Source organism: Streptomyces sp. CA-106110 (genome assembly GCF_050936285.1).
Classification (GTDB): Bacteria; Actinomycetota; Actinomycetes; order Streptomycetales; family Streptomycetaceae; genus Streptomyces.
Genome location: NZ_JBNJNB010000001.1, coordinates 6,032,325 through 6,049,344, shown reverse-complemented (window position 1 = coordinate 6,049,344; position 17,020 = coordinate 6,032,325). Strand labels below are relative to the sequence as shown.

Genomic DNA, 17,020 nt, shown 5'->3' with positions numbered 1-17,020 from the left:
GACGTCGCAGGCCCGAGGCGAAGGTGCGGACGCTTGCCGACAGCGAAGGACATCAGTCATGACTTCCGGAACTCCACATCCCGAGCGGCGTGACCAGGACGAGAAGGACAGGCAGCTCGACCGCTTCCGCGCGGCACCCGAGTCCGACGCACTCACCACCGACCAGGGAGTACGGGTCGACGACACGGACAACGCACTACGCGTCGGTGAGCGCGGTCCGACCCTGCTGGAGGACTTCCACAACAGGGAGAAGCTCACCCATTTCGACCATGAACGCATTCCGGAACGCGTGGTGCACGCGCGTGGCGCGGGCGCGTACGGCTACTTCGAGCCGTACAACTCGCTGGCCGAGTACACCTGTGCGGACTTCCTCCAGGAGCCGGGGCGGCGCACCCCGGTGTTCGTACGCTTCTCCACGGTGCAGGGGCCGCGAGGCTCGGCGGACACCGTGCGTGACGTGCGCGGCTTCGCGACGAAGTTCTACACCCGCGAGGGCAACTACGACCTCGTGGGCAACAACTTCCCGGTGTTCTTCATCCAGGACGCCATCAAGTTCCCCGACTTCGTGCACGCGGTGAAGATGGAACCGCACAACGAGATGCCCACGGGCGCCTCGGCGCACGACACCTTCTGGGACTTCTGTTCGCTGCAGCCGGAGTCCACCCACATGCTGATGTGGTTGATGTCCGACCGGGCCATTCCGCGCAGTTTCCGGATGATGCAGGGCTTCGGCGTGCACACCTTCCGGTTCGTCGACGCCGCCGAACGCGGGACTTTCGTCAAGTTCCACTGGAAGCCTGTGCTCGGGGTGAACTCCCTAGTGTGGGACGAGGCGCAGATCGCCGCCGGCCGGGACCCCGACTTCAACCGCCGGGATCTGTGGGAAGCCATCGAGTCGGGCAACTACCCGCAGTACGAGCTGGGCGTGCAGTTGGTGGCCGAGGAGGACGAAGACGCCTTCGACTTCGATCTCCTGGACGCGACCAAGATCATCCCGGAGGAGCAGGTTCCCGTGCAGCCCATAGGGCGCATGGTCCTCGACCGCAACCCGCAGAACTTCTTCGCCGAGACCGAGCAGGTCGCCTTCCACACCGCCAACATCGTCCCCGGCATCGACTTCACCAACGACCCTCTGCTCCAAGGCCGCAACTTCTCATATCTGGACACCTAGTTGATCCGTCTGGGCGGGCCCAACTTCGCCCAACTGCCGGTCAACCGGCCCATCGCCGACGTCAACACGAACCACCGTGACGGCTATGGCCAGCAGGTCATACAGCCGGGCAACAGCTACTTCCCGAACTCGCTGAGCGGCGGCTGCCCGGCACACGCCGGCGCAGGGGTCGACAGCGGGGTGTTCCGTCACTACCAGGAACGGGTGGCGGGCGAAAAGATCCGGGTGCGCAGCGAGAGCTTCCGCGACCACTACAGCCAGGCCACGTTGTTCTGGAACAGCATGTCGGACTGGGAGAAGGCGCACATCGTCGAAGCGTTCCGCTTCGAACTCGGCAAGGTCGGTTCGGCCGAGGTACGCGAACGCATGGTGGCCAATCTGGCCAACGTCCACGGCGATCTGTGCGGCGCCGTGGCAGCGGGCCTCGGGCTGCCCGCGCCGCAGACAGCCTCCGGCATCGCCTCCACCTCGTCGCCGGCACTGGGCCAGGAGAACCTCGGCGGCAGCACCATCAGCACCCGCAAGGTCGCCGTACTGGCGGCCGACGGCACCGATGTCGAGCACGTCGAAGCGGTGCGCGGCAGGCTGACCGGGGACGGTGCCGTGGTCGAGGTACTCGCGGCCGGCGAGGGCACCGTGCGCGGCGCCGACAGCGCGGCACTCGACGTGGACCGAGCCCTGCCGACGATGGGGGCCGTGCTGTACGACGCCCTTCTGGTGCCCGGCGGCAAGCAAGCCGCGCAGACCCTGCTGGACGACCCGGCCGCGGTGCGTTTCGTGGAGGAGAGCTACCGCCACGGCAAGCCGATCGCCGTTCAGGGGGAAGGCGAGCAGCTGCTCGCCGCGGCCAGGCTGCCGGCCGAGGTGCTGAACGGCTCCGGGACGGAGCAGGGCGTGATCAGCGGCAACGGTGCCGATGACATCGCCGACGCCTTCGTGGCCGCGATCGAACAGCACCGCTTCATGCGTCGTCCCGGATTGCTCAATCCGGGGTCCATCGACTGAGTCTGCGCCTCGCGATGGGGCGCACGCCGATCGGCCTGGACAACAAAGAACCCCCGGGTCTCTGACCTGGGGGTTTGCACTGGAGCGGGTGACGAGAATCGAACTCGCGCTCTCAGCTTGGGAAGCTGAGAGGACCTAGGGCTCGTTGTGAGGCTGGCCTGACTCTATGAGGGCCGGGCCCCCTTCCCTGCACAGCCCGGTGGATTCTGGATCCGGGTCCCATACGTGCTCGGAAAGGAGGCCCTCAATGTCGGTCTACGTCGGCATCGACGTGCACCGCAAGCGCTCACAGATCGCGGTCGTTGATCACGATGGCGCGGTGCAGGTGAATCGGAACGTGCCCAACGGGGTCGAGACGGTGCTCTCGGTGATCGGGGATCTTCCGATCGGAGCCCCGGTGGCCTTCGAGGCCGCTTACGGCTGGGGCTGGCTGGTGGAACTGCTGGAGGACTACGGCTTCGAGCCGCACCTGGTGCACCCGCTGCGGTGCAAGGCCATCGCCTCCGCGCGGCTGAAGAACGACAAGGTCGACGCGGCGACCCTTGCCCAACTGCTCCGTGCGGATCTGCTGCCGGAGGCGTGGATCGCCCCGCTGGATGTGCGCCAGCAACGGGCTCTGCTGCGTCACCGCTGCCAGCTGGTGCGTCTGCGCACGCTGCTACGCAACCGTGTCCATGCCGTCCTGGCGGACTACGGCTGCGACCGCTCTGGCAGCTACTTCACCGCTCCGGGACGGGTCTGGCTCGACGGCTTGGACCTGCCGGACGCCTCGCACCGCGTGGTCGACGATCTTCTGGTCCTGATGGACGCGCTCAAAGAGCCGATCGACGCCCTGGACCAGCAGCTGGTCGCGCACGCCCGTGGTGATCCGCGGGTCAAATCCCTCACCCAGCTGCCGGGGGTGGGTACGCTCACCGCCCTGATCATCGTTGCCGAGATCGGTGACATCAGCCGTTTCCCCTCCGCCCGCAAGCTCACCGCGTGGGCGGGGCTCACCCCGACGGTCCGCGGCTCGGACATGACTGTCCGGCACGGCCACATCTCCAAACAGGGTTCGGACTGGCTGCGGTGGATCTTGTGTGAAGCCGCCCAGACCGCCAAGCGGTCGCCGGAGTTCGCCGCCTCCTACCAGCGCCTCGCCCGGCGCCGGGGCAAGAAGATCGCCACCACCGCGATCGCCCGCCGCCTGTTGGCCCGCGCCTACCATCTGCTGCGCGCAGTCCAGGCCCCACCCGACCGGCAGAGGACTCGATGACACCAGCCGACGACAACCGCCAGGGGCGGTCGCAGACCCCGGGTGAGCTCGCATTTGCCCATGAGACGGGCTGTCGCCCGTGCTCGATGACCTGACTGAGCAGCCCGGATCCCCCGAACCACGGTCATGGCGCCGGCCCGCCCGGCCAGACGCCGAATGGGTGGATGTGAGCTCACTCCGCCAAGGCCATCAGCGCATCGGGGGCGTCACGACCAAATCTCTGAATATTGGTGACGCTACCTCGCCTCCCGACTCAGGGCTCTGCACGGCAGCCGCCTGCCAGACGAGCACGAGGAAGACCCACAAGGAAAGCGCCTCGGCGAAGAACAAAAAGCCGCAGGCCGGGGCCACTTCTATGCTTGACAGGCCCGGCCCTCATGGGTGGGCGAATGGTCTACAGGGAGCCTTGGCAGACGATGCTGCTTTCCCCGTGGTTCCCCGCTGTTCCCCGCCCGATCTGGTGCGGCTGTGGTGCGCGCATTCGTCGTCGGCGCTCCAGGGGCGCCCTATCGCCTCTGCGCCCTGTAGCGCTTCATCAGCGCAGTGATCCGTGCGTGGTCCGCCTTGCCGTTGAGTTCGGCCACAAGATCGTCAGGGCACAACTCGTAGAGATCGCCCCACCATCGACGGCCTAGGTTGTCCCAGATTCGGTAACCACCCGGCACGCCCCTGGCAACGTAGCGTCTCCTGCTCACGGTCCTCCTGTTCCTGGCGTCGTTCGTGCCGTCCTTCGGCGAGTCGCCCCGACGCGTGACCATACGCGGGCTGCGGTCGACCGGAGAGGCAGTATGCAACTGTCGGCTCGCTCGCTTTCGAGTTCTGTTCCTGCTCGTCAGGGCAGCGTTCGGCCTTGTCCACGCTCGTTCACCACCGCGCTTCACTCGGCAGGCTCGTACGCCTGTGAACGGCTCTGGGCAGAGATGAATGAGACCAAAACTGAGACCACTTCCCGCGGGGCTTCGCGGCACGCCGGCGTCGTTCTCGGCTGGCTCACCGCGGAACGCGCACCGCCCGCTGCCCTGCGGGCCACCCCCAGCGCTCACCTGGGGGCGCGTGTAGGTAAGAGACATCAGCGAGCTTGTGCCCTTGGGCTGTACGTGTCGTGCCGGAGGGGAGCAGTCGCACAATCGGGCACGGATGCGGTACGGGCACTTTCTGATCCGTAGCTCTACATGCGACATCGCCGATGGTGCTGCCCGGTCGTCCCCAGGGGCCGTCTACCGGTCTCCCGGAAGCCCGCTAGGTGTGGGTCCCCACCCAGCATGGACCGCGCCTCCGGAACACCTTCGTGATCACGCGGCCGTAGGTGATCTCCGCCGAGAACAGGCGAGGCTCGTCGAGACCGGTCACAAGCCTTGCGCTGCCACACGCGGCGACGCGGTGACCTGCGATGACCTCTGTCGTTCGACACCTGCCGCGTACCCTGTCCGAGCTGCTGGGGGGCCGGCACAAAAATTCTTCGAACTCTCGCGTTGCACCGTCACGGGTGGTGGACACGTAGGGACGGAAGCAGCGAGAGGAAGCCATGGCCATCGACAGCGAGGACGAGTTCACCGATGTCTACCGCGCTCACTACGAGGACGTGCTGCGGTTCGTCCGCCGGCGTGCTCACCCGATGAACGTGGACGACATCGTCGGTGAGACGTTCCTCGCCGCGTGGCGTCGTCGCAGCGAGCTGCCGGAGGACCCACGTCCGTGGCTCTTCGGCACCGCGCGTAACGCGATGCTCAACGCCCACCGCGGGCAGCGCCGTCAGACGGCTGTCGCGGTGCGTGTCATGGAGAACGGTGGCGACGACAGCTACGACGGTTTGACCCAGGCCGAGGAGCGGATGGACCTGGTGGCCGCCTGGCGGCGGTTGTCGGCCGCCGACCAGGAAGTACTGGCGCTCCATGTCTGGGAGGGCCTCACGGACCGGGACGCTGCCACCGTGCTCGGCTGCTCACGCGCGGCCTACACGATGCGGCTTTCCCGCTCCAAACGTCGTTTGGCCAAGCTGTTCGGCCCGACCGGTCGAACCGTCCCCGCTCCGGCTCCGGCGCACTGAAGGAAGAGACGTGAACGATCACGAGAAGAACCTCCCCCGGTTGCTGGCCGCTCTGGACGCTGCTCCCGTCCGCGAGCTGACCGAAGCCGAAAGCAACCGTAAGGAACATCTGTTGCGTACCGTGATGAACAGTGCGGTGTCCACCTCGCAGCCTGCCTCCCCGCCTCGTCGTCGTCGCCCGTTGCTCTGGGTGGCGGCCGGAGCCGTCACCGCCACCGCGGTCGTGGCCGTCGTGAGTCAGGCCTCGCACAGCGCGTCCGGTTCGGGTGTGCTGCCCGCGGCGGAACTCGCGAGCTGGACCGGCACCCCGAGTCGTCTGCCGGCTGCCTCGCCCGTCGCCATCGCCGCCGAGAAGTGGTGTGTCAAGGCTCTGGGCAGCGACTACTCCGGCACGTCGGTCTCGTACGCCAACCTGGACGTGCGCGGTTCGATCACCTCTGTGGTCGTCACCGACGGGAAGACCATCTCCTACTGCCTCACCGACAAGGTCGGCCACGGCATGGCCGAGGTGATCGGCCCGGTGAAGAAGCTCGCGAGCAACGCGGTCGAGGTGGACTCGGCCGGCGGTCACGGTGAAGGGAGCACCGGCCTCAACTACATGGAGGGCTCGGTGGGATCCGATGTCAGGGCCGTGACCCTGCACGACGGCGACCGCACCATCGAGGCCACCATCCAGAACGGCCGGTTCACCGCCTGGTGGCCGTCCGCCGAACCGACCGGCAGCGCCGGCAAGGTCGACATCACCCTCAAGAACGGTTCCACCCGGACCGTCTCCGGCGACTCCATCTTCCCGAAGGACTGAGAAGCCGACACAGCCGGCCGCTCCGACCTCACGGAGCGGCCGCCCGGTTGAGCCCCGGAAGTCCTACCGCTCCGTCACCCGCATCGCCCAGTCCACCGGCCGCCACGTCATCCGGCTGCACGCTGCCCAGTACGGCACGGGCACGCTCCTCACGGCGGCAGAGGTCACGCCCCGGCTCGTGATGGAGATCCTTGGGCGTCGCGGCCGTCAGTGCCCGACCCGTCCGGAGGACACGCTCTGCGGCTCGGACTACTGATGCCCGGGGACCAGTTGCCGACGGCCCGCGAGGTCGTCTCCGTCAGTGCGGTCGCCGCGAACACAGTGCTCAAGACATACCGGGAATTGGAGCGTGAAGGACTGGTCACGCCGCCGCCCAGGCGGGGCACATTCGTCCAGCCCTCGGTCCTCACCCGCGCGCGTCTCATCCCGAGCGCCGCGCTCGTCCGCGATCTAGACGCATGGATGGACCGGGCGGCCACAGCCGGCCTCGAACGCGAGGAGGTCACCGCGCTGGCCGCCGTGCCGGTTCACGCACGCTTCTCGCGGGTGGCCGTCGACGCACACGCCATGAACCACAAGGAGATCAGTTGAACCAGGTCATCGACATGCCCCAGGACGCGGGCCCCCCCGCGCTCCTCGCCACCGGGCTCGGCCGCAAATACCGGCGCGGCTGGGCGCTGCGGGACTGCACCTTCCGCATCCCCGCGGGCACCGTGTGCGCCCTGGTGGGACCCAACGGTGCCGGGAAGACGACCTTGATGTCCATGGTCGCGGACCTGCTGTCCCCGACCACTGGCCAGGTAGCTGTCTCCGGGCGAACACCGCGGCAAGCCGCCGCCGAAGGACGCGTCGCTTTCCTCGCCCAGGACAAGCCCCTCTACCCGCGCTTTACGGTCGCGGAGATGCTGCGCATGGGGCGCGAGCTGAATCCGGGCTGGGACCAGGCCGGCGCCGAGCAGATCGTCGCGGCCGGTGACATTCCGCTGCCCGCGCGCGTCAACAGTCTCTCCGGAGGCCAGCGCACCCGGGTCGCGCTCGCCATGGCCTTCGGCAAACGGCCAGACCTACTGCTCCTGGACGAGCCGATGTCCGATCTCGACCCCCTGGTGCGCCACGAGATGATGCGCATGCTGTCGACCGAGGCGGCCGAACGCGGCACCACCGTGCTCATGTCCTCGCACATGGTCGCCGAGATGGAAGGCGTCTGCGACTGGGTCCTGACCATCACCGGCGGGCGGGTACGCCTGGCCGGTAAGGCGGACGAACTCATCGCCGCCCACGCCTACGCCATCGCCGCTCACGCTGGTGACGGCCCCTCCGACGAACTCGCCGCGCACACGGTAGTGGAGGCACGCACCGTCGGTCGTCAACTCACCGCGCTCATACGCCCCGAGGGCCCGCTGCCGCCGCATTGGAACGTGCGCCGGCCCACCCTGGAAGAGATGATCTTGTCGTATCTACGCTGTCCCGAAGCGCCACCGCTGCTGACCGCGGACGCCTGTGGCGGTCCCAAGGTGGTGGCCTCGTGAGCACTACCACCACCGCTCCCTCTCCGAAGCGCACCGCGGCCGCCGGCGGAGCACGGCAGCGGGGCATCCTGCACGGCGTCACATGGTTGGTGTGGCGCCAGCACCGAATCCCGATCATCGCCGGCGCCGTGCTCCTCGTGGCCGTCGCAGCCGCCGTGGCCGAGCAGCACTCGGGGATGGTCACCTTCATCCGGACCAACCACCTGGCCGGCTGTACGGCCTCCGACAGCTCCCCGCACTGTGCCGCGGTGGCCGCCAAGATCAGAGAGTTCAGCGGGCTCTACGAGAGCAACTTCAACCACGCCTCGGTCCTCGCTGGGCAGATCCCGCTGGTCATCGGCGTCTTCTTCGGTGCTCCGTTGCTCGCTCGCGAGTTGGAGAGCGGCACCTACCGCCTCGTCTGGACACAGTCGGTCACTCGCACTCGCTGGGTGCTGGCCAAGCTCTGCTTCCCTATGGCCTTGATCGCGATCGCCACGGCCACCCTCAGCCTTCTGTGGGACTGGTGGTGGCGCGCCGAGGGCTCCCTGTTCAACACGGTCCTCTGGCAGGACGGCGTCCCCTTCGACCTCATCGGAGCGGCACCCGTCGCGCTCTCCCTCCTGGCGCTGACAGTGGGGGCCGCGCTCGGCCTGCTCCTGCGCCGCACCGTGACCGCCATGCTCGGCACGTTCGTCACCACCGGCCTTCTGGAATTCGCCATCAGTCAACTCCGGCCCTACCTCGGGCCGACCTCCATGGCCGTATCCCGCAACCCGCTCGTCGCGCCCGAAACCAGCGCCAGTGCGTGGGTGACCCAGAGCGGCTACGTCACGAGTTCCGGAGCCTCCCTGCCCGACAGCACCTGCTCATTCCAGGGTGAAAAGGCACCGACCGGCTGTTATCAGGCACACGACATCACCGGACAGTTCGTCCGCTTCCATCCGGCCGGTCAGATGTGGTCGCTCAACTGGGCCGAAGCCGGAGTGTGCCTTGCGGCGGCCGCCGCGCTGGCGGCCTGGATGGTCTGGCGAGTCTCTCGCCGTCCCCTGGTGTGACCACGACGCTCCGTAGAGCCCCGGCGCTTGGCGGTGCCGGGCTGCCGGATCTCCCGAACGACCACCCCTGAGACATCAACGACGCAGTCCGGCAAGGCCGGCTGCCCCTCACAGCAAGGAGTTCGCCGTGAACACCCTTCCGTCCGCCCCGTTCCTTCTCGCCGTACAAGAGCAGCGGATCCCGCCCGTGCTGCTCGTCGTAGGCGCCCTCGTCATCGTCACAGCCGTCATCGCCGTCATCCGCGTGGTGAAACGTCAGCGCCAGCGGTAGAGGGCATGCCGGTCGGCACAGCGGGCCCGGACGTGGCTTAACGGTGGCCAGGACCGCGCGTCAGCCGCAGCGGACGAGCCGAGATCGCAAACGACCTTGAAAACCGTCGTGGCGCGAGTCACCGTGGGTTCAAATCCCACACCCACCGCGCAGGTGAGCGGCCCCTGATCAGGCAAGACGGTCAGGGGTCGTTGCGTTGTGCGGTGCCCGCTCGACACCGTGATTCCCCGCGGTTCCCCGTGCGATCGGGCACGGATGGGGCACGGGCACCTTCTGATCCGTAGCTCTATGTGGCTCGGTCGCTGACGGTCGTACCGGTCGCACCAAGGGCCTTCGAGGTCGCTACCAGACGGGATCGGTTCTTGTGGTTGCGGTATTTCGTTGCTGTACGCCTTCGGCGGCGACCGTGGCACTGCTTGTGGCCGGCCAGTCCATCACTCAGCTCTGGCCACTGCTCGCGCCATCGCGCTGCCTTCGTCTCATAGACCGACCGAGGGGCAAGTGCCGGGTTCGGGCGGAGGACGAGGTTGAACATGTCCGAAAGCCCGTGTGGTACATAGACGCGCCAACGGCCGTCCGTCTCCACACGAACTTCCAGACAGCACGTCGTTGCAGCGAAACTGTCGATCGCTGCCTCGCTGGAGTCGTACGGCGGACACGGCACTCCGAACTTGTCCTCATACCAGAGGTGGACCCGCGCCTCGTTCCTGATCTCAACGTCCGCAGGCAGATCGGCGAAGACCTCGCGTCCGGTCTTGATTACTGCGCCCTCTGCTTCCCAAGACAGCTCTCTGTCGTCGAAGTAGATGACGTCGTAGTCCTTGATGCCGCGGGCCGGAGGCCTCTCCGTGACTACGTTCCATACGGTCTGGAATAGACACCAGGCCGCCACATACCACCCAGGAAGGCCCAACGTCGCAGTTCGCGCCAACACTTCCGTCAACACCTTGTTACGCGAAAGCACCTCATGCAGAGAATCAAGTTGCTGGTCGAGAGGGAGTCGGCTGATCACCAGCCCTGCCTACCACAAGTCACCTGTGCCAGACCGGCTCTGCTTCTACAGGGCGGCCATACTTACGCACTACTATGCGAGGCTCGTCGGGGCAACCGTCGCGTCGCTCCCTCGTCGAGTGCGATCAGTAGCCGGTGTACTGATCACCGGTCTCGCTGACCAGCGGGACTGAAGAAGCCCACGGCTCTGACCAGCTCAGACGCCGTGGGCTTCTGTCGTTGTCGGTCGGCCTCGGTTTGCCTCGCACGGCCCACAGACGGCCCAGCGATCGGCCGCTAGAGAGGCCTGGCCTTGCCCAGTGAGTGACCCAGCATGCTGATCACCCGGGCCAGTCGTTCGTTGACCTCCCCAGGCAGGGCTGGGATGGGCGCGCCAGCAGCGAGGTGTCGGCACCTCGCCCATCCGAGGCTGTCGTTACTGTCGCGCTATCCGCTGCTCTACTGGATCAGCACTTGCCGGATCGTTGGACGAATCCCTGTCGTACACGGGTGTGCGAGGCCGCGTTGAGCGAACCGCCGGGACGGCGGCCCCCAACACCGCAGCCCCCGTGCGCGATGGGTCCTGGGTCTTCATGCTGTTCCTCACCGAAGACGGCAGCAGCCCGATCGCCTGCACCGGCGTGCGGCAGGCACGTGATCGATGACGGCCCATCGGTTCACCTCTGCGCCAGCAGCCGACTCAACAGACGCTCAAGACCATCAGCTTGGGAACAGGCGGCCCGTCCACCGCGGGGCTGGTGTGCGCGGGGCGGGCGTGCCCCCTTGCCGCCAGCACGCCGCACATCACCGCTAGCGGCAGCTCCGCGCAGAACGCCATCACCAGCGCGGAGACCCGATCCGCGCCCGGTGCCGCCGTCATCGTGTCGAACCAGGCATCGACCACCAGCAGTGTGGCGGCGGCGGTGGCCGTGAGCGGGTGCAGGTGGTGGCCACGTTTGGCCAGCAGCCCCGTGGCGATCAGGCCCAGGGCCTCCAAGGTGTCTAGGCCGATCCAGACAATGTGCCAGTTCCCGGTGATGGCAGTACCGGGCAGGTCGTTGGTCAACACGACCAGCCAGGGCACCAGGGCCAGCCCGCAGATGATCAGGATGTGCTCCATCCGGTACCAGCAGCGAGCCCCGCTGCCGGCCGACCGGTACGCGGCATCATGTGGTCGACGGTCACTCGGCACGCTCATCGGATCGGTCTCCTCACGTTTCGGGCTTTCCCTCACAGCCTCCAGCCTTCATCGCACTGCGATCACAGTCAGTAACGCGAGTGTCCGTTCCGGGGTGGCACTAGTTGCACCCCCAGGTCGGACACCTACGCCATGGATGGCCCCTGACCTCGACGCCTACCGTCTTCCCATGCATACAACTGCCCGCCTGCGGCGCGTAATCCTGCAGCCGTTCCAAGGAGTCGGACGCTCGGTCGCGTTTCTCGGCACGGGTGTCCTGATCCAGCTCGGCGTCCTGTTCGTCATGGCACTGCCCTGGATGCTCTTCGTGCCGGTCGCGATGTGGGCCATTCTTCTCGCGGTTCTCGTCCCGTTGGCCGCCGTCGTGCTAGCCGGGCCGCTGGTGACCGCGGCGCAGCACGGCCGCTTCCGTACCCGGCTCGGTGTGGACATTCCCTCGCCCTACGCGCGGCGGCGCCCCGGGCCGCGTGAATGGATGCGGACCCCGACGGGACGGCGGCAACTCACATACCACCTGCTGTACGGGCCGCTCCTGGCCCTCGCGGCGGCCCTCGTCCTCCTGATGTGGCTCGCCGCCGGCGCGGCCGTCTCGGTCTACGGGTGGCTCTGGCTGGTGCCCCTCGACTGGCGCGTCGATCACCCCGGGTACACCACCTGGGCGGCGTACGTCACCGCTTCCGGCATCGCCCTGCTCTATGAGGCGGCGTGGTTGTCCGGCGTCCTGTCCCGGCTCGACATCCGCATGGCGACTGTCCTGCTCGGGCCGAGCCGCGAGGAGCAGTTGGCGCGCCGGGTCGATGACCTGACCGAGAGCAGGGCGGGCTTGGTGGACGCCGTCGACGCCGAACGGCGGCGCATCGAGCGGGACCTGCACGACGGCGCTCAGCAGCGGCTGGTCTCCTTGGCGGTCAACCTCGGACTGGCCAAGGCGACGCTCGGCGACCTGCCCGAGGACGCCCGCCGCGTGATCGACGAGGCGCACCGGGAGGCGAAGGAGGCGATAGAAGAGCTGAGCGGTCTGGTGCGCGGGCTGCACCCGGCCGTTCTGGAGGACCGTGGCCTCGACGCCGCGATCTCGGGTGTCGCGGCCAGGGCACCCATTCCGGTACGGGTGAGGGTGGACCTGCCGTCACGGCCGTCGCCCACGATCGAGGCCGTCGCCTATTTCGTCGTGTCCGAAGCACTGACGAATGTGGTGAAGCACGCCGAGGCGTCCAGGGCCGAGGTCACCGTGGAGCGTTTCGGTCCGACCCTGCTGGTGGTCATCAGCGATGACGGTGTGGGCGGCGCCGATCCCGCCCGTGGCACCGGGCTGGTCGGGCTGGCCAAGCGGGTGGCTTCGGTGGATGGCACTCTGTCGGTCGACAGCCCCGTCGGGGGGCCGACCTTGATGACTGTGGAGTTGCCGTGCGTGCCGTGATCGCCGAGGATTCCGTGTTGCTCCGGATCGGCGTGGTCAAGGTCCTGGAGATGGCCGGGTTCGAAGTGGTCGCCGAAGCCGGTAACGCCGAGACGCTCTTGTCGGTGGTGGAGGAGCACCGTCCGGACATCGCGGTGGTAGACGTCCGCATGCCTCCCGGCTTCACGGACGAGGGGGTGCGGGCCGCGCTGGTCATCAAGCGGCAGTCGCCGAAGACGGCGGTCCTGCTCCTCTCGCAGTACGTGGAGGAGCGGTACGCGGCAGATCTGCTGTCCGCCCACACGTCAGGGATCGGCTATCTCCTCAAGCAACGGGTCGCGGACGTCGAGGAGTTCGCCGACGCCCTGCGGCGGGTGGCGGCGGGCGGCACCGTACTGGACCCACAGGTTGTCTCCCAGCTGCTGGTGCGCCGCCACAGCGATCCGCTGGACCGGCTCACCGCTCGGGAACGCGAGGTATTGGAGTCGATGGCGGGCGGCCGGTCCAACGCCGGGATAGCCGAACAGCTCGTGATCAGCGAGAGCGCGGTGGCCAAACACATCAACAGCATCTTCGCCAAGCTCGACCTGCCGAAGGCGGACGCGGACCACCGCCGGGTCCTTGCCGTACTGCGTTTCCTCGGCGTGTCCTGAGAAGCCGGGCCGGCGTTGCGGTGCGGGCGCCTTGACGTACTTGGCGCACACCGTCGTGCGACCGCCGCCTTACAAGTTCGATCCGCGACCGTTCGCGCTGCGGCCAGCTACGAGCACAGCGGTCATCCCTGGTGGCTCAGGTCTGCTGAAGTCCGCTGTCGTTGATGTCAGGTGTGGATGTCATCCGTCCACCAGATCCGGGTCGGGGCAGAATTCCAACGGGGCGGTCGGACGGTCGACCCACTTCCATCAGACGTGTTGGTTGGAGCAGCCCCAGACCATGCGGCAGGTTCGGCGGTCGCCCTCCTCTGGGAGTTGATCGAGCCACACCTGCCGCCGGAAGTGTTCGGACCGGCCCATATGATCGCGCCATGGCGATGACGGGCTTGGACGACCGGGTGACGACGGCGGAGAACTACCGCCGCTTCGCCGAGCACGAGGCGGCGGGACGATCCCCCGCCTACGAGACGCTGGCCCTCGCGGTGGCGTCCGACCCGGACGTGCTGGGTTTCCTGGGCACCCTGCCCGCCGACAAGCGCCAGCCGAACCTGCTGTTCGCCGCGGCCCGCCACATGCTGCGCACGGCGCCCGACGCGGACGCGCTGCGGGAGCTGGCTACCACGCGGGCCGGGGAGCTGCGGGCGATGATGCTGTCCCGGCGCACCCAGACCAACGAGCCGGGCCGCTGTGCAACGCTCCTGCCCGCGCTGGCTGCGCTCGATGGGCCGCTCGCCCTGATCGAGGTCGGCGCGAGCGCCGGACTGTGCCTGCACGTCGACCGGTACTCCTACGACTACGGCCACACGCACCTGACCGGCCGTGACCCACAGGCGCCGACACTCCGGTGCCGGGCGGAGGGACCGCACCCGGAACTGCGGATGCCTGAAGTGGCATGGGCGGCCGGCATCGACCTCAACCCGCTCGATCCGTCGGATCCCGAGGACCGGTCCTGGCTCGAGTGCCTGGTGTGGCCAGGGCAGACGGCCCGCCGCGAACGCCTCGTCTGCGCATTGGCAACCGCGCAGCGCCATCCGGTGCCTGTGCACGAGGGCGACCTGCTCGAAGCGCTGCCGGCCCTCGTCGGGCAGGCGCCCCGGGACGCGCGTGTTGTGGTGTTCCACTCGGCGGTGCTGGCATACGTCGAGCCGCAGCTCCGCGCCGACTTCGCCGGGCTGGCCCGCGAGCTTGACGTCGTATGGATCGCGAACGAGGCGCCGGGCGTGGTCGCCGACGTCACGCCGCCCCGGTTCGAGACCTCGCCGTTCGTCCTCACCGTCGACGGCGCACCTGCCGCCTTCACCCACCCGCACGGCGACTGGATCCGCTGGATGTAACACGTGCAGCCGGCATCGCGCATTCTCGCCTCCCGGTTTCCGGTCCCCGGTGTCCCGACATCCTGCTGCTCCGCTCTCTGGGGCCCGGATCGCCCCCACTAGGCACAACGAACACCCGACCGATCGCAGCTGGGGTTCGCTTGCTGTTCAGGGAAGGTGGGTGCAGCATCGGCAACGGCTGAATTCACCCGCTGTCGAGACGCAGACGGATTCGAACCTGCGACACCCGCTTTAGGAGCGAAGTGGGGCGATCGCCGGCCTGACCTGTGGATTCCCCATCTTGGATGGAGTGGGCGGCGTGCACCCCTGCGCACCGCGATTCTCCTTGGCTCCCCGCCCGTTCTGGCACGAGAGTGGCACGAGCTCCGTGCTGGTGACCTCTCGATGCGAAATATGGGCGCCACGGTCGCTGAATCTGCCGGGCACCTCGGCCGGTCGTTAAGTCAGTTGCCCGGAGTTCCCCGCGGGATGCCGCTGGCGCCGCATGGTTCGCCAACGGCTGGCCAGTGGCCCGACGGCCACGAACACTCACCAGGGTCGGCATGCTCGTCGATGACCGACCGTCCTCACTGGACCGGGCTTTCGACCGACAACTGCACAGCGGCGCTCCCGCAATCCGCGCCGATGCCGAGGACTGGCTCCGCCAACTGCTCAGCGGAACGCGCCGAAGTCACCCGCGCAGCCGCGAGACCGTCGGCGAATACCTGCGCACCGCAGCCCCGCTGCTCAGGGCTTGGTTCAGCTCCCACGATCACCTGGCAGAGCTACCCGCTGGCAGCGCGCGAACACAGGCGCTGATCTCGCTGCGCTCCCTGTTCCGCTACCTGCGCTCGCAACGGCAAATCTTCCGAAACCCCACCACCCGTCTCGCCCCAGGCAGTGTCTCTCTACCGGCGATCCTTCCGCTCTCGGAAACTGACTACCAGCAAGTCGTCGCCGCGGCGACCACACCCGAGCACCGTATGGCGCTCGCCCTGTCCGCAGTGCGCGCTGCTCGCCCCGGCGACATCCGCCGGCTGCAACTCGACGACGTGGACCTCGGCGACCGGCGCGTCACCATCGCCGGCCACGTCCGCCGGCTCGACGACCTATCCCTCAAGGTCATCAAGGAGTACCTCGTCCACCGCAGAGCACGCTGGCCGTCCACCGCCAACCCCCACCTGCTCGTCTCCAAACGCACCGTCTACGACACCCGGCCGGTCACCAGCTACTACATCAACAACCTGTTCCGCGGCCACAAGGCCACCCTCGACCGGCTCCGCGTGGACCGCTGGCTGGAGGAAGCCCTCAACCGCGGCCCCGATCCGCTGCACCTTGCTGCCGTCTTCGGCATCAGCACCGCCAGCGCCATCCGATACGCGCAAGCAGCCCGCCAGATCCTCGAAGACGACACGACACCACCATGAGCAACTTCCAATTCGGCTGACGGCCGGTCGCCAGAAGGGCGCCCGATATCCAGCCGCGGAAGGAGGTCTTTATCCCAGGAATGCCGCAGTGGTCGCCACGAACTGGTCGGCGTCGTCGAGCCAGGGGTAGTGGCCCGCTCCCGGCTGAACCACGAGCGTGGCATCGGAGAACAGCGCCGCGAACTCGGCCGCCGACTGAGGCGGGCTGTTCAAGTCGAACTCTCCGGCGAGCAGCAGCACGGGGGCCTCGCAGGCGGCGAGCGCCGCACGAGTGGTCTCCGGGTTGAAGGCGCCCTCGGCCGCGAAGAGAGCGACAGCTTCCTTGTTTTTCGGCTGGCTGGACGCATGGTGGTTCTGTGCCGCGGCGTCCCAGCGGCCCCAGAAGAAGGGAGCGAGGGCTTCCCAGTCGCTTCCCGTGCCCTCCGTGATCGCCTCCAGAGCGGCGAACGCCTTTGGGAACCACGGCTCGTTCTCACGAAGCTGCGCGAGCTCGCGTCGCATCTCCGCACTGATCGCGATGCCAACAGCTCGGGGACTGGGACCGATCAGGGCGAGCTTGCTGACGTTCTTCGGGTACCGGGCCACGTATTGCGTCGCAACGTTCGTGCCAGCGGAGTGGCCGAGCAAGTCCATCCGAGGGAGCGCGAAATGTTCACGCAGCGCCTCGACGTCGTTGACCAAGTGATCGCAGCGGTAGGAAGAGGTGTCTTCGGGAATCGCAGATCGGCCGGTGCCGCGAAGATCCAAAATGATCAGCTGACGGTGTACGGACAGGCCCCCCAGGTCGCCGAGGTAGAGGGAGTCCGTGGGACCTCCCGGGAGGCAGACGACCGGGTCGCCGTCTCCGATCACACGGTAGGCGAGCTGGGTTCCATCGGGTGCGGAGAAGGTAGGCATGACGCGGATCATGCCAGCTATAACCA

Annotated in this window: 14 protein-coding genes and 2 pseudogenes; 12 read left to right on the top strand and 4 right to left on the bottom strand. The window is 67.7% G+C overall.

Translation table 11 applies throughout. The annotated features are described in order from the left end of the window. Window positions 1-58: 58 nt before the first annotated feature. Together ACQEXA_RS27865 and ACQEXA_RS27860 are read left to right on the top strand one after the other, a co-directional pair. Window positions 59-2,176: pseudogene (locus ACQEXA_RS27865) on the top strand (catalase). A 247-nt stretch (window positions 2,177-2,423) separates the two neighbouring features. Further along, a complete protein-coding gene (locus ACQEXA_RS27860) occupies window positions 2,424-3,431 on the top strand; it encodes an IS110 family transposase (protein WP_433131014.1) in 1,008 nt (335 codons plus the stop codon). Between the two features lie 506 nt (window positions 3,432-3,937). Here the strand turns inward: ACQEXA_RS27860 and ACQEXA_RS27855 are convergent. Then, window positions 3,938-4,126 carry a hypothetical protein gene (locus tag ACQEXA_RS27855; RefSeq protein WP_432930382.1) on the bottom strand — a complete coding sequence of 63 codons (189 nt, stop codon included), beginning with the start codon at window positions 4,124-4,126 and terminating at the stop codon, window positions 3,938-3,940. Between the two features lie 830 nt (window positions 4,127-4,956). Between ACQEXA_RS27855 and ACQEXA_RS27850 the strand changes: the two genes are divergently transcribed. The 6 genes from ACQEXA_RS27850 to ACQEXA_RS27825 all read left to right on the top strand — a co-directional run bounded on the left by ACQEXA_RS27850 (window position 4,957) and on the right by ACQEXA_RS27825 (window position 9,117). Further along, on the top strand, window positions 4,957-5,478 hold the full coding sequence (locus ACQEXA_RS27850; RefSeq protein ID WP_432929152.1) for an RNA polymerase sigma factor: 522 nt from the start codon (window positions 4,957-4,959) through the stop codon (window positions 5,476-5,478). A 10-nt stretch (window positions 5,479-5,488) separates the two neighbouring features. Then, entirely contained in the window at window positions 5,489-6,280 is a 792-nt protein-coding gene (locus ACQEXA_RS27845; RefSeq protein ID WP_433131407.1) for a hypothetical protein, read from the top strand. A gap of 210 nt (window positions 6,281-6,490) precedes the next feature. Continuing rightward, window positions 6,491-6,871, top strand: a complete 381-nt coding sequence (locus ACQEXA_RS27840; protein ID WP_432930386.1) for a GntR family transcriptional regulator — start codon at window positions 6,491-6,493, stop codon at window positions 6,869-6,871. A 14-nt stretch (window positions 6,872-6,885) separates the two neighbouring features. Continuing rightward, window positions 6,886-7,809, top strand: coding sequence for an ABC transporter ATP-binding protein (locus ACQEXA_RS27835; protein WP_433134634.1), 924 nt, complete (start codon window positions 6,886-6,888; stop codon window positions 7,807-7,809). Further along, window positions 7,806-8,846, top strand: a complete 1,041-nt coding sequence (locus ACQEXA_RS27830) for an ABC transporter permease (RefSeq protein ID WP_433131405.1) — start codon at window positions 7,806-7,808, stop codon at window positions 8,844-8,846. Before ACQEXA_RS27835 ends, ACQEXA_RS27830 begins: the two co-directional genes overlap by 4 nt. Before the next feature lie 127 nt (window positions 8,847-8,973). Then, the gene (locus ACQEXA_RS27825) at window positions 8,974-9,117 is read left to right on the top strand and encodes a hypothetical protein (protein WP_433131403.1); all 144 of its coding nucleotides are present in this window, start codon (window positions 8,974-8,976) and stop codon (window positions 9,115-9,117) included. A gap of 342 nt (window positions 9,118-9,459) precedes the next feature. Here ACQEXA_RS27825 and ACQEXA_RS27820 read toward each other — a convergent pair. Next, window positions 9,460-10,129: pseudogene (locus ACQEXA_RS27820) on the bottom strand (nucleotidyltransferase family protein). 678 nt (window positions 10,130-10,807) lie between these two features. Beyond that, window positions 10,808-11,305: a hypothetical protein gene (locus ACQEXA_RS27815; protein WP_432930394.1), complete on the bottom strand. Its 498-nt coding sequence runs from the start codon at window positions 11,303-11,305 to the stop codon at window positions 10,808-10,810. A gap of 169 nt (window positions 11,306-11,474) precedes the next feature. Between ACQEXA_RS27815 and ACQEXA_RS27810 the strand changes: the two genes are divergently transcribed. From ACQEXA_RS27810 to ACQEXA_RS27795, 4 genes are all read left to right on the top strand, one after another. Continuing rightward, a complete protein-coding gene (locus tag ACQEXA_RS27810; RefSeq protein ID WP_433131401.1) occupies window positions 11,475-12,725 on the top strand; it encodes a histidine kinase in 1,251 nt (416 codons plus the stop codon). Continuing rightward, window positions 12,713-13,357 (top strand): response regulator, encoded by a 645-nt coding sequence (locus ACQEXA_RS27805; RefSeq protein WP_432930398.1) that lies wholly within the window; start codon window positions 12,713-12,715, stop codon window positions 13,355-13,357. Before ACQEXA_RS27810 ends, ACQEXA_RS27805 begins: the two co-directional genes overlap by 13 nt. A gap of 371 nt (window positions 13,358-13,728) precedes the next feature. Then, window positions 13,729-14,691: a DUF2332 domain-containing protein gene (locus ACQEXA_RS27800; RefSeq protein WP_432930400.1), complete on the top strand. Its 963-nt coding sequence runs from the start codon at window positions 13,729-13,731 to the stop codon at window positions 14,689-14,691. A 542-nt stretch (window positions 14,692-15,233) separates the two neighbouring features. Next, window positions 15,234-16,097 carry a hypothetical protein gene (locus ACQEXA_RS27795; RefSeq protein ID WP_432930402.1) on the top strand — a complete coding sequence of 288 codons (864 nt, stop codon included), beginning with the start codon at window positions 15,234-15,236 and terminating at the stop codon, window positions 16,095-16,097. Between the two features lie 69 nt (window positions 16,098-16,166). On the opposite strand, the gene ACQEXA_RS27790 is transcribed toward ACQEXA_RS27795, so the two are convergent. Further along, window positions 16,167-16,994: an alpha/beta fold hydrolase gene (locus ACQEXA_RS27790; RefSeq protein ID WP_432930404.1), complete on the bottom strand. Its 828-nt coding sequence runs from the start codon at window positions 16,992-16,994 to the stop codon at window positions 16,167-16,169. Window positions 16,995-17,020: the final 26 nt, after the last annotated feature.

Bases quoted from the DNA above. Each gene is read 5' to 3' on its own strand.
- ACQEXA_RS27835 (WP_433134634.1), top strand. From the start codon at position 6,886: ATGCCCCAGGACGCGGGCCCCCCCGCGCTCCTCGCCACCGGGCTCGGC.
- ACQEXA_RS27810 (WP_433131401.1), top strand. From the start codon at position 11,475: ATGCATACAACTGCCCGCCTGCGGCGCGTAATCCTGCAGCCGTTCCAA.
- ACQEXA_RS27815 (WP_432930394.1), bottom strand. From the start codon at position 11,305: ATGAGCGTGCCGAGTGACCGTCGACCACATGATGCCGCGTACCGGTCG.
- ACQEXA_RS27850 (WP_432929152.1), top strand. From the start codon at position 4,957: ATGGCCATCGACAGCGAGGACGAGTTCACCGATGTCTACCGCGCTCAC.
- ACQEXA_RS27800 (WP_432930400.1), top strand. From the start codon at position 13,729: ATGGCGATGACGGGCTTGGACGACCGGGTGACGACGGCGGAGAACTAC.
- ACQEXA_RS27790 (WP_432930404.1), bottom strand. From the start codon at position 16,994: ATGCCTACCTTCTCCGCACCCGATGGAACCCAGCTCGCCTACCGTGTG.
- ACQEXA_RS27860 (WP_433131014.1), top strand. From the start codon at position 2,424: ATGTCGGTCTACGTCGGCATCGACGTGCACCGCAAGCGCTCACAGATC.
- ACQEXA_RS27795 (WP_432930402.1), top strand. From the start codon at position 15,234: ATGCTCGTCGATGACCGACCGTCCTCACTGGACCGGGCTTTCGACCGA.